12 protein-coding genes are annotated in these 10,775 nt (G+C 69.7%); 6 read left to right on the top strand and 6 right to left on the bottom strand.

Annotation, left to right across the window (positions count from 1 at the left end; genetic code table 11):
- Position 1: 1 nt before the first annotated feature.
- A complete protein-coding gene (locus tag FQ142_RS02550; protein WP_056414916.1) occupies positions 2 to 991 on the top strand; it encodes a DnaJ C-terminal domain-containing protein in 990 nt (329 codons plus the stop codon).
- A gap of 46 nt (positions 992 to 1,037) precedes the next feature.
- Positions 1,038 to 1,475, top strand: a complete 438-nt coding sequence (locus FQ142_RS02555; protein WP_149422085.1) for a heat shock protein transcriptional repressor HspR — start codon at positions 1,038 to 1,040, stop codon at positions 1,473 to 1,475.
- Positions 1,476 to 1,506: 31 nt separating this feature from the next.
- Here FQ142_RS02555 and FQ142_RS17375 read toward each other — a convergent pair whose 3' ends face one another.
- Positions 1,507 to 1,935, bottom strand: a complete 429-nt coding sequence (locus FQ142_RS17375) for a hypothetical protein (protein ID WP_188042279.1) — start codon at positions 1,933 to 1,935, stop codon at positions 1,507 to 1,509.
- Positions 1,936 to 2,157: 222 nt separating this feature from the next.
- On the opposite strand from FQ142_RS17375, the gene FQ142_RS02565 reads away from it, so the two are divergent.
- Positions 2,158 to 3,567: a flavin monoamine oxidase family protein gene (locus FQ142_RS02565; RefSeq protein ID WP_262492032.1), complete on the top strand. Its 1,410-nt coding sequence runs from the start codon at positions 2,158 to 2,160 to the stop codon at positions 3,565 to 3,567.
- Positions 3,568 to 3,647: 80 nt separating this feature from the next.
- Here the strand turns inward: FQ142_RS02565 and FQ142_RS02570 are convergent, their stop codons facing one another.
- Positions 3,648 to 4,292 (bottom strand): Pr6Pr family membrane protein, encoded by a 645-nt coding sequence (locus FQ142_RS02570; RefSeq protein WP_235564052.1) that lies wholly within the window; start codon positions 4,290 to 4,292, stop codon positions 3,648 to 3,650.
- A gap of 206 nt (positions 4,293 to 4,498) precedes the next feature.
- Between FQ142_RS02570 and FQ142_RS02575 the strand changes: the two genes are divergently transcribed.
- Both FQ142_RS02575 and FQ142_RS02580 read left to right on the top strand, forming a co-directional pair.
- Positions 4,499 to 4,939 (top strand): DoxX family protein, encoded by a 441-nt coding sequence (locus FQ142_RS02575; RefSeq protein ID WP_056414923.1) that lies wholly within the window; start codon positions 4,499 to 4,501, stop codon positions 4,937 to 4,939.
- Positions 4,940 to 5,022: 83 nt separating this feature from the next.
- Entirely contained in the window at positions 5,023 to 5,688 is a 666-nt protein-coding gene (locus FQ142_RS02580; protein WP_056414926.1) for a GntR family transcriptional regulator, read from the top strand.
- Positions 5,689 to 5,739: 51 nt separating this feature from the next.
- On the opposite strand, the gene FQ142_RS02585 is transcribed toward FQ142_RS02580, so the two are convergent.
- From FQ142_RS02585 to FQ142_RS02600, 4 genes are read right to left on the bottom strand one after another with little or no spacing between them, the layout of a single operon-like run.
- Entirely contained in the window at positions 5,740 to 6,174 is a 435-nt protein-coding gene (locus FQ142_RS02585) for an ATP-binding protein (protein ID WP_053098058.1), read from the bottom strand.
- Positions 6,164 to 6,496 carry an STAS domain-containing protein gene (locus tag FQ142_RS02590; protein ID WP_053098057.1) on the bottom strand — a complete coding sequence of 111 codons (333 nt, stop codon included), beginning with the start codon at positions 6,494 to 6,496 and terminating at the stop codon, positions 6,164 to 6,166. Before FQ142_RS02590 ends, FQ142_RS02585 begins: the two co-directional genes overlap by 11 nt.
- The gene (locus FQ142_RS02595; protein ID WP_053098056.1) at positions 6,480 to 8,441 is read right to left on the bottom strand and encodes a glycosyltransferase family 2 protein; all 1,962 of its coding nucleotides are present in this window, start codon (positions 8,439 to 8,441) and stop codon (positions 6,480 to 6,482) included. Before FQ142_RS02595 ends, FQ142_RS02590 begins: the two co-directional genes overlap by 17 nt.
- A complete protein-coding gene (locus FQ142_RS02600) occupies positions 8,438 to 9,598 on the bottom strand; it encodes a PP2C family protein-serine/threonine phosphatase (RefSeq protein ID WP_149422087.1) in 1,161 nt (386 codons plus the stop codon). The genes FQ142_RS02595 and FQ142_RS02600 overlap by 4 nt, the downstream gene beginning before the upstream one ends.
- Positions 9,599 to 9,770: 172 nt before the next feature.
- Between FQ142_RS02600 and FQ142_RS02605 the strand changes: the two genes are divergently transcribed.
- Positions 9,771 to 10,730 carry a tripartite tricarboxylate transporter substrate binding protein gene (locus FQ142_RS02605; protein WP_262492033.1) on the top strand — a complete coding sequence of 320 codons (960 nt, stop codon included), beginning with the start codon at positions 9,771 to 9,773 and terminating at the stop codon, positions 10,728 to 10,730.
- Positions 10,731 to 10,775 lie beyond the last annotated feature (45 nt).

Consider the following 10,775-nt stretch of genomic DNA (forward strand, 5'->3'; position numbering starts at 1 on the left):
TATGGCTAGCCAGGACTGGTTCGACAAGGACTTCTACAAGACCCTCGGGGTCTCGAAGGATGTCAGCGACGCCGATCTCAAGAAGACGTACCGCAAGCTCGCTCGCAAGTATCACCCCGACTCCAATCAGGGTGATGCGACGGCCGAGGCGAAGTTCAAGGAGGTCAGCGAGGCGTACTCGGTGCTCTCCGACGCCGAACAGCGCAAGGAGTACGACGAGATCCGCGCGATGGGCTCGGGTGCCCGCTTCACGGCGGGTGGCTCGGGTGCGGGCGGCTTCGAAGACGTCTTCAGCCGGTTCGGGCAGCAGGGGCGCGGGCAGCAGCAGTCCGCCGACTTCGAGGACATCTTCGCGATGTTCAACCAGGGTCAGGGCGGGCCGTTCGGCTCCGGCCGCTTCGGGCAGACGTCCGGGGGGTTCCGTGGCTTCGGCGGCCCCCAGAAGGGTGCCGACGTCACGGCGCGCACGACGCTCGACTTCGCGACAGCGGTGCAGGGCGAGACGATCAGCCTGCAGGGCGACGACGGCAAGCCGTTCAAGGTGAAGATCCCCGCCGGTGTCGCCGACGGTCAGAAGATCCGGCTGCGCGGACGCGGCAGGCCCTCGCCGGACGGCGGGGAGAACGGCGATGTCGTCGTGCAGATCGCCGTGCGACCGCATCCGGTGTTCACCCGCGAGGGGCTCAACCTGCGCGTGGTCGTGCCGGTGACGTTCACCGAGGCGGCCCTCGGCGCGACGATCGAGGTGCCGACGCTCAGCGGCGACACCGTGAAGCTCCGCGTCGCGCCCGGCACCCCGTCGGGCCGTGTGCTGCGGGTCAAGGGACGCGGTGTCACGACGACGAAGGGCACGGGCGATCTGCTTGCCGAGCTGCAGATCGCGGTGCCGACGCACCTCGATGAGGCAGCCAGGGAGGCTCTGGAGAAGTTCCAGTCCCTGGAGCCGTCCGAGAACCCGCGTGCCGAGCTCATGGCGAAGGCGCGCCGCTAGAAGATGATGACGAGGATCACGAACACCGAGGCAGGAGGTATTCACCGTGACTGAACGACGAGTGGATGCCGACACCCCGGTGTTCGCGATCGCCGTCGCCGCTGAGCTCGCCGGCATGCACCCGCAGACGCTGCGACAGTACGACCGCATCGGCCTCGTCGTGCCCGGTCGCACCTCCGGCGGCTCGCGGCGGTACTCCCGCCGCAACATCGAGCAGCTGCGCGAGGTCGCCCAGCTCTCGTCCGAGGGAGTGAGCCTCCCCGCGATCGCGCGCGTGCTCGATCTCGAAGACGAGAACCGGATGCTGCAGCGACGGGTGGCCGAGCTCGATGCGGCACTGCGCGCAGAGCGCGAGAACCGTCCCGGCGTCCGCGTGTTCGCGGCAGGGTCCGCCGGCGTCATCCCGATGCCGGGTGGCCGTCGACTGCGCAGGTCGACCGACGTCGTCCTCTGGCGCCCCGGCAGCGGCAGCGGCCGCGGCTGAGATAGTCGCCGATCGCTGCCGACGTCGGCAGTCAGGCTGCTCCGAAGAACCGGGTCGCGATGTCGGCCACTTCTTTGTCCAGTGTGTCGATGCGACCGTTCAGCGTTGAATCGAGTGCATCGATCCTGCTGCTGAGCCGCCCTTCGACACCTTCGATCTGGCCGGTGAGGCGATGGTCGAGTGCGTCGATCTGGCCGGTGAGGCGATGGTCGAGTGCGTCGATCTGGCCGGTGAGGCGATGGTCGAGTGCCTCGATCTTCCCGGAGAGGGTGCCGTCTAGTGCTTCGATCTTGCCCGAGAGGGTGCCGTCGAGCGCCCCGATCTTGCCGGAGAGGGTGCCGTCGAGCCGGCCGATGCTGCCGGTGAGGGTGCCGTCGAGCCGGCCGATCTCGGCTCGGATCACTCTGCTGAACTGGGTGGTCATGACCGTTACCACTCCGATCATCACCGCGCCGAACACTCCGATGAGTGTCCAGATCTGAGGGTCGTTCATCGCCATGTCTCCATCCTCCGAGCGTCGAGCCAGAATGGCAGTGTGACGTCGCTCGCCGATGGCGACTGTCCCGATCCCCACTGCTCGGGGGACAGTTCGAGTGCTCTCCGCGTCGGTGCAGGAGAGGTCCGCCGGCGGCATGCCGCACGCGCGTCCATCCGCGCGCGGTATCGTTGCGACACGATGAGGATGACGCGTCGCACACTGCTGATCGGCGCCGGAGCCGGTGTTCTCGGGGTCCTTCTGGCCTCCTGCACGCCCGAGCCGGCGCCGTCGCCCACGCCCGACCGCTCGCCGACGCCGCAGCCGACCACCGACACGATCACGCCGGCGGCGTTCGCGCGCAGCGCGTGGTCGACCGACGCCTTCGCGCTCGGCGCGGCCAGCTTCACCCCGGTCGGGGTGCTCGCCGGTGCGCGGGATGCCCTGGCCGAACCGATCGACGAGCGCCTGTTCTTCGCCGGCGAGGCGACCGACACGGAGGCCCCCGGCACCGTGGGGGCCGCGATCCGTTCGGGAGAGCGCGCGGCCGCACAGCTGCTGCGCGCCGCCGATCGAGGGGAGCGCGTGGCGATCATCGGCGCGGGTCTCGCCGGAGCGACGGCGGCCTCGCTGCTCGTGGCCGACGGGCTCGAGGTGACGGTGTTCGAGGCGCGGGATCGCGTCGGCGGACGCATCCAGTCGGTCGTGGACGACGACGCCTGGCCGTTCCCGGCCCAACTCGGGGGCTGGCTGCTCGGCGCATCCGACGCCGCACTGATCGAGACGCTCGACACCCTCGACGTCCGCACCACCCCGATCGCCGGATCCTGGTGGAGATCGGGCGAGGGCGATGTCGATGCGCCGTCGGTCGATCCCGTCGAGTCCGCCATCACGGCCGCGCAGCAGGCGCTGACCGACTCCTCGCTCGAAGACGCGCTCGGCGCCGCCGGCGTCGATGTCGAGGAACCGGGGCTCGCCGCGCTCCTCGCCGCGATCGCGGCCTCCTCCGGCTCCGATGCCGACGAGCAGTCGACCTGGTTCCCGCCGGCGCTCCCCGCGGAGGGAGACGTGGCGCCGCTCGGCGACCTGACGCCGGTCTTCGACACCCTGCTCGAGGGCGCCCGGCTGAGCCTGTCGTCACCCGTCGGACGCGTCGCCTACGACGAGGCGGGTGTCAGCCTCGGCATCGCATCCGGGGAATCCCTGTCGTTCGACCGTGTCCTGCTCACCGTGCCGCTCGGCGTGCTGCAGAGCGACGGCATGCAGTTCGCCCCGGCGCTGCCCTTCGGGCATCGGGGGGCGATCGCCGACCTGGGCATGGGGCGCATCGAGACCGTATGGCTGCGCTTCGACGACCCCCTGGCGACGGCTACGCCTCCCGAGGGGGCCGCGGGCGCGCAGGGCGACGATGCGGATGCGGCGCCCACCGTCTGGCATGCGGTCGGCGGTGATGCGCTGATCCGCACCTGGGTGAACCTGCAGCCCGCGACCGGGGAGAACGTGATCGTCGGGATCGTCGGTGGCGATGCGGCGGGCGAGTTCGCCGAGCTCGACGACCAGAAGGCCCTGGAGGCGGCGATCTCCTCGCTCACTCCCTTCCTCGCCACTACGCCCTGACCCCGCGGGCCCTCACCTCGCGCACGGCTGAGCCCTGACCCCGCTCGCCCTGACCCCGCGCACCGGGCGGGCCGCGTGCGTCACACCTCGGGGCGTTCGCCGCCGCGCCGGCGCATGCGGCTCACCAGCACGATCACCGTGGCGACCAGGGCGAAGATCGCGAGTGCGATACCGCTGGTGAGCAGAAACTCCGGCGGACCCGACACCTGACGCGGGTCGAGGAAGTAGTACGGGTACCAGCCCACCGAGGGGCCGCGCCACAGGGTCACGCCGCCCCATGCGAGGGGGAACGCGAGCGCCGTCGGAACCACCCACCACGGCACGCCGCGGTGCCCCGGCGTGAGGACCCAGGCGATCGCGGTGCACGCGGGCAGCCAGAAGTGCAGCACCTGATCCGACCAGGGCACGTCGACGCGGATGCCGCGCAGACCCGCCTGCCAGACGATCAGCGCGAACGCGAGTCCTGCGGTGATCGTCCAGGTGAGCACGAGGGCCAGCGACACGGTGAACCACCGCGGATCGGTCGCACGGATGAAGGCGAGCACCGTCCCGGTCAGCAGGACCACCACGAGCGCGCAGTTGGACTGCACCGTCAGATAGGCGAAGAAGTTCTCGCCGGCGATCGTCCGCGAGCTCAGTCCCCAGAAGAGACGGTGCACGAGCGCGACCGTGCAGACGGCGGCTGTGACCAGGCGCAGCACGCCGAAGAGCGATCGTGCCCTCACCTTCGCCCCTGCCCCTTCCCGGCTGCGCCCATCGTCGTCCGGACGCGAACCGCGCCATCCGGCGAGTCTACGGAAGGTGTCGGGCGGCGAGCGCGTCGCGCGCTGCACACAGGAGAGGGAAAGGTCGGTTTCCTAGCGTGGAGAGAAGGGATCCACCCTGCTCCGCGCCTGGCGCGCGGTGTCCTGCCACGAAGGAACATCTCCTCATGACGAACACCACCGCCCCCTCCGCCGCCGCCTCGCTGGGACTCCTCGTCCTGCGCATCGTGGTCGGCGTCATCTTCGCCGCCCATGGCGCGCAGAAGATCTTCGAGTACACGATTCCCGGCACCATCGGCAGCTTCGAGGGCATGGGCATCCCGTTCCCCGAGATCGCCGCGCCTCTGGTCGCGTTCGTCGAGCTCATCGGCGGCATCCTGCTCGCCCTCGGTCTCTTCACGCGCCCGGTCGGCGTCATCCTCGCGGTCGACATGGTCGTGGCGCTGTTCGCCGTGCACCTGCCGGCGGGGCTCTGGGTCGGCGAGGGCGGATACGAGTTCGTCGCCGTGCTGGGCGCCGCCGCCCTCGCGCTGGCGTTCAGCGGTGCAGGCCGCTTCTCGCTCGACGGCGCGTTCCTGCGCGGGCGGGCCCCGGCCTGGCTCAGCTGATCACGAGCAGGATCGCGAACGGGGAGTGCCGGAAGGCGCTCCCCGTTCGTGTGTATGCTGTCGACAGTTAACAGGAGGTCACCGTGACAGAGTCCGTCAAGCGCGGGGAGTCCCTCGGAGTGCAGGTCGCTCAGGTGCTCCGCCAGCGCATCGTCCGCGGGGAGCTCGCACCCGGAGCCCGCATCACCGAGGAGGCGCTGGCCGAGGAGTTCTCGGTGAGCCGCGGTCCGATCCGCGACGCGCTCACGCAGCTGAGCTTCGAGATGCTCGTCGAGGTGCAGCGCCCTCGCGGCGTCTACATCACCGGTCTTTCGCAGGACGACGTCGATCAGCTCTACAGCCTGCGGGGCGCCCTCGAGCAGCTCGCGCTCTCGCGGGCGATGCGGGTCGAGGACGACGAGCGGTGGGCCTCGATGACCGCAGCGGTCGAGCGGATGGGTGCGGCGGCAGACAGCGGCGATCATGCCGCCTTCGTCGCCGCGGACCTGGAGTTCCACTCCCAGATCTACGCGCTCGCCGACCACCCGCGCCTGCAGGGGGCATGGAGCCAGTACCTGCCGACCTTCACCGCGCTCCTCGAGGTGACGATCAACCACGATGACGATCTGCATGAGTCGTCGGACGACCACGTGCGGCTGATGGACGTGATGCGCACCGGCACCCCGAAGCAGGCGGCCGCCGTGCTGACCGCCCACCTCGACGGCGCCAGGGATCGGATGCTGAGCGAGCTCGCCGACCGACCCGCCTGACGGCGCCTGCGCGTCGGATCTCTGACGGTCTCCGACAGATCTCCGTCCGGATCAGGCGGGAGGCGTCAGGCGACGACGCAGCACCCAGGTGTTGCCGGTCGCATCGCCGCTGTGCTCGAAATCGTCGAGCACAGCGCTCGACAGGGCGAGGCCGCGTCCGCTCTCGCTGTCGACGCCGGGCATCGTGACCGCATCCCAGTCGATCCTGGCCGGATCGGCCGTGTCGACGAAGGTCGCGACGAGGTCGTCGGCGCCGACCTCGATGTCGACCTCGACGGTGATGCCGACATCCGGCTCGCCCTGCGCGTCAGCGTGCGTGGCGATGTTCGTCGACACCTCACTGACCGCCAGTGCGAACAGCGTGCGGTCCTCGGGTGCCACATGCGGGGCGGACTCCCAGAGGGCGTCCAGGGCGTCGAGGACGTGCTCGACGAAGGCGGGGCCGGCGAGGCCCGCGACGTGCGCCCGGCGCTCCTCAACGCCCATCGAACGCCGTCTCGGGTGTCGGGTGGTCGAGCAGCACGCGGTCGAGATTCGTCAGGTGCAGCACCGTCCGCACCGCCTCGGGCACTGCCGCGATGCGCAGATCGCCGCCGGCGACCCTGGCGCTCTTCAGACCGCCGACGAGGGCTCCCAGGCCCGACGAATCGACGAACTGCAGGTCGGCCATGTCGATCACGATCCTCGACTCGCCTCCGGCCACGAGGTCGTTCACCGCCTTGCGGAGCAGCGGTGCTCCCGTCGCCGTGAGGCGTCCGGACAGGGAGATCACGGCGAAGCCGTCCCTGATGTCAGTGCTGAGATCCATGGTTCTCCTCCTCGAGGGTTCGGGCCGGTCCGCGGTAGCGGGCGGCTTGGATGATGACGCTGAGCACGACGAGGTCGTACAGCACCCACACCGTGTTGACCAGGGTGCCGGTGCCGTCGCCCGTTCCGATGACGACGCGGGTGATGCCGATCACGAGCGCCACGCTGAGCACGACCATCGCGGTCAGCTGCGGCCAGATCTCGCGCCACGGCACTCCTCGCGGATCCCGTCCGTCCTTGCGCGTCACGGCGAACGACAGGGGGCGGCCGAAGACCACGTTCGCGAACGCCGTCCAGCATGCGCGGATCCAGACCGGGAACAGCGCGAGCGAATACTGCTGCCCGCGCCAGGTTCTCAGCCCCTTGGCGACCACGAGGAACAGCAGCTGGTTGACGAGGAAGTAGGGCAGGAACCGCACGAAGAAGTCGACCGACCAGGCGGTCACGGGAAGCACGCCGAACACCAGGTAGACGACCGGCGCCGTGAGATAGATCACGGCGGCGAACCCCGAGAGATAGCTCCACATCGTGGCGAAGTACATCAGCCGCTGCCCGATCGACAGTCCGCGCTTCGCGAGCGGGTTGTCGCGCAGCATCACCTGCAGCGTGCCCTGTGCCCAGCGCAGGCGCTGCGTCAGCATCGTCCGCAGATCCTCGGGCGCGAGGCCCTTCGCCAGGATCTCGTGGTGGTAGACGCTGCGCCAGCCGAGCGAGTGCAGCTGCATCGCGGTGGCCATGTCCTCCGTGACCGAGATCGTGGCGAGCGGAAGGATCGGCTGCGCCTCGTCGCCGCGGTCGAGGCGGAGAGCGTCGAGCAGCGCTCGTACGGCGTCGAGCGCAGTGATCGGCGACAGATCCGACTGGGCGAGCGCCGTCAGGCCCGCCTCGTCGACGACGATCGCGTCAAGTTGCGCATCGTGGGCGATCGGCAGCGAGCCCAGCTCCGCGAGGTCGGATCTGATGCCGGCGAGATCCTTGGCGACCAGGATCACCGAGGCGTTGTGCACCGCAGCCAGCACCGCGTCGGCGACCTCTCGCACGGGCGCCCCGCCGGCGAGATCACGACGGCTCTGGCCGATCGTCACGTGCAGTGCGAAAAGCTCGCGCCGGAGTTCGGGATCGGATGCCGAGCGCATCTCCTTCTCGACCAGGGTCTCGGAGGTGCGCAGCGCGCGAGCCGCGGTGTCCGTCACCTCGCGCACGTAGCCGATGATGCCGAGCTGCATCAGGGCGTCGCGACGGAGCACGGCGTTCGATCCGCAGAAGAACGCCGCGTTCCAGCCGTCCTTGCCCTGCTGGATCGGGCCGTAGAACAGCGGCGCCTGGCTGCCGAGCGGGTCGGCCTCGTCGACGTTGACGAACCACTGCGGGGTCTGCACCACGGCGACCTCCGGGTCGTCGGCGAAGTACCCGAGCGTGCGGTGCAGGATCAGCGGATCGGGGATCTGATCCGCGTCGAGGATGAGGAGGAACTCCCCGTCGGTCTCGAAGAGCGCGCTGTTGAGGTTGCCCGCCTTCGCGTGACGGGGCTTGCCCATCCAGTCGTCGGAGCGGGTGAGGTAGCCGATGTCGGCGTCGCGGGCGGCCCGCTCGAGCTCGGGTCGGGCACCGTCGTCGAGGATCCAGGTGGTGTGCGGATAGGCGATCCCGCGCGCTGCTCGCGCGGTCGTCATCACGAGCTCGATCGGCTCGTTGTACGTCGCGATGAACACGTCGACCGTGCCCTGAGGCGGCGACACGGGAGCCGGCCGCTCTTTGGCCCGCCACATCGTGAGACAGAAGAGGAAGGTGTCGATCAGGCTGTAGGTCTCTGCGATCACCAGGGGCACGGCGATCCACCACGCCGACCAGTTCACCGATTCGAGCCAGCGCCACGCGACGTAGTTCACACCGAGCAGCACCGACAGCACCGCGATGATGCGGATCGCGGCGAAGCGGGCGGTCATGCGTCGCGCCGCACCACGACCACGGTGATGTCGTCGGTCGCTCGATCGTCCGAGATGAGCTGCAGCGCCTCGTTGATCGCCCCATCGGGACCGAGCGCGTCGAGCACGCGGGCCACGTGGGCGAACGGGTCATCGGCGTCGAGCACGTCGAGCAGGCCGTCGCTGCAGCACACGAAGGCGTCTCCGGGTTCGAGGCGCGTGTTCCGGGACTCCCGAGCATCCTGGTCCGGAAGGGCGGCGCCCATCCCCAGGGGGAGGCCGGTCGAGCGAAGGTGCTCCCACGAGCCGTCGGCTCGGAGGATGAACGCGAGGCTGTGCCCGGCGTCGATCACCTCGAGATCGCCGGTCTCGGGCTGCAGCTCGGCGTGGACCGCCGTCACGAACATCGTCGTCTCGGAGAGGTCCTCCTCGAGCAGCCGGTCGGCGTCGGCGACGGCCTCGGCGATGCTGCGCTCGGGAGCGGTGCGCAGTGAGGCGCGCACGCCCGCGGCGACGATGGCGGGACCCGTGCCCTTGCCCATCGCGTCGGCGAGGGTGATGCGCAGCGCGCCGCCGTGGAGGCGGAGGTCGTAGAAGTCACCCGCCAGGCGGCCACGCGAGGCGCCCCCGCCCGCGATCGTGTAGCCGGCGATGGTGGGGAGCGAGTGCGGTCGCAGCGCGCTCTGGATCAGAGTGGCCTGATCGAGCTCGGCGTCGGCCGCGAGCTCGGTCTGCACCCAGAAGGCGAGGTCGCGCAGCAGGTCGCGCTGCGCCTCCGAGAAGGTGTGCGGCTCGGTGTCGAGGACGCACAGCGTTCCCACCGGTTCGCCGCCGGGTGCGTGCAGCGGGTGCCCGGCGTAGAACCGGAGGTGCGGATCACCGACCACGAACGGATTCGCCGCGAAGCTCTCGGTCGCGCTGGCATCCTCGATCACCACCGTGCGGTCCTGGCCGACCGTGTAGTCGCAGAACGAATCCTGTCGGGGCGCCTCTCGCCCGCCGAGTCCGATCTCCGACTTGCGCCACTGGCGGTCGCCGTCCAGGAGCGAGACGCTCACCATCGGCATACCGAACATCTGCTGAGCCAGCCTGGCGACCCGATCCACTCGTTCATCCCGTGGTGTGTCCAGGATGCCGAGTTCCTCCAGTGCCTGCTGGCGTCTGCGTTCATCGAACATTGCTCCGCTCCCCTCGTAGCTGCTCTCATCCTCGCACCTGCCGGGGCGCGGATGACAGGCGGTGGCGGAGAGTTGTATACCGGTATCAGTGTTGACTGTTAACAGTAAACGCTGCTACGGTCTGAGAGTCGACAACAAGGTCGACCCACGTAGAGGAGCAAAGATGCCCCGCATGCGCATCACCCGGGCCGCCGCCGCGATCGCGGCCGTCGCCGCCACCGCCCTCGTCCTGTCGGCCTGCACGAAGGTCGAAGAGGGTGAGGATGCGGCATCCGCCTTTCCCGAGAACGACATCCGCCTGATCATCCAGGCGAACCCCGGCGGCGGCTCCGACCTGTCGTCGCGTGCCCTCGCTACCGAGCTCGAGGGGATCCTCGGCGTCAGCGTCATCCCCGAGAACATGCCGGGGGCGGCAGGCGCCCTCGCCATGGAGTACGTCGGAGCGCAGGACCCCGACGGCTACGTCATCGGATTTGCCCCCGTCGAGATCGCGATGCTCAACACCACCCAGAGTGCCAACGTGCTGCCCGAGGACTTCGACCTGCTGGGTCAGATCATGCTGGCTCCCGGCGTCATCACGGTCGGCGCGAACAGCGGCATCGAGTCGCTGGAGGATCTGGTCGACCGGGCGAAGTCCGGGGCCGTCACGGTCGCGAACTCCGGCGCCGGATCGATCTGGGAGGCGGCGACCATCGGCCTCGGCGATGCGACCGACGCGACGTTCTCGCCCGTGCCCTACGATGGCGGCGCGACGGCGGTCGCCGCCGCGGCATCCGGCGAGACCGTCGCTGCGGTGTCGGGACTCGGTGAGGCGCTGGCGCAGGGCGAGGCCGTACGCATCCTCGGCGTCATGAACGACGAGCGTCACCCCGACGCGGAGGACGTGCCCACCGTCGACGAGGCCATCGGCGAAGACGTCGTCTTCGGCGGCTGGGGCGGCATCTACGCCCCCAAGGGTCTGCCCGACGACGTGAAGAGCGAGCTCGAGTCGGCCGTGAAGCAGGCGGTCGAGTCCGACGGCTACCAGACCTTCCAGAAGGATGCCGGCAACCTCGTCGTCTACCGTGACTCCGCGGAGTGGACCACGTTCGTGAACGAGCAGTTCGACCTGTTCAAGGACCTCCTGGGCTGACCGGCCCGGGACCGCGGGGCCGGGCTCATCTCCGGCCCCGCATCA

Source organism: Microbacterium sp. ANT_H45B, assembly GCF_008369345.1.
Classification (GTDB): domain Bacteria; phylum Actinomycetota; class Actinomycetes; order Actinomycetales; family Microbacteriaceae; genus Microbacterium.

What these genes read in the sequence shown, in the direction of transcription:
- FQ142_RS02550 (WP_056414916.1), top strand. Translation starts at nt 2, where the DNA reads ATGGCTAGCCAGGACTGGTTCGACAAGGACTTCTACAAGACCCTCGGG.
- FQ142_RS02565 (WP_262492032.1), top strand. Translation starts at nt 2,158, where the DNA reads ATGACGCGTCGCACACTGCTGATCGGCGCCGGAGCCGGTGTTCTCGGG.
- FQ142_RS02575 (WP_056414923.1), top strand. Translation starts at nt 4,499, where the DNA reads ATGACGAACACCACCGCCCCCTCCGCCGCCGCCTCGCTGGGACTCCTC.
- FQ142_RS02595 (WP_053098056.1), bottom strand. Translation starts at nt 8,441, where the DNA reads ATGACCGCCCGCTTCGCCGCGATCCGCATCATCGCGGTGCTGTCGGTG.
- FQ142_RS02605 (WP_262492033.1), top strand. Translation starts at nt 9,771, where the DNA reads ATGCGCATCACCCGGGCCGCCGCCGCGATCGCGGCCGTCGCCGCCACC.
- FQ142_RS02590 (WP_053098057.1), bottom strand. Translation starts at nt 6,496, where the DNA reads ATGGATCTCAGCACTGACATCAGGGACGGCTTCGCCGTGATCTCCCTG.
- FQ142_RS02600 (WP_149422087.1), bottom strand. Translation starts at nt 9,598, where the DNA reads ATGTTCGATGAACGCAGACGCCAGCAGGCACTGGAGGAACTCGGCATC.
- FQ142_RS02585 (WP_053098058.1), bottom strand. Translation starts at nt 6,174, where the DNA reads ATGGGCGTTGAGGAGCGCCGGGCGCACGTCGCGGGCCTCGCCGGCCCC.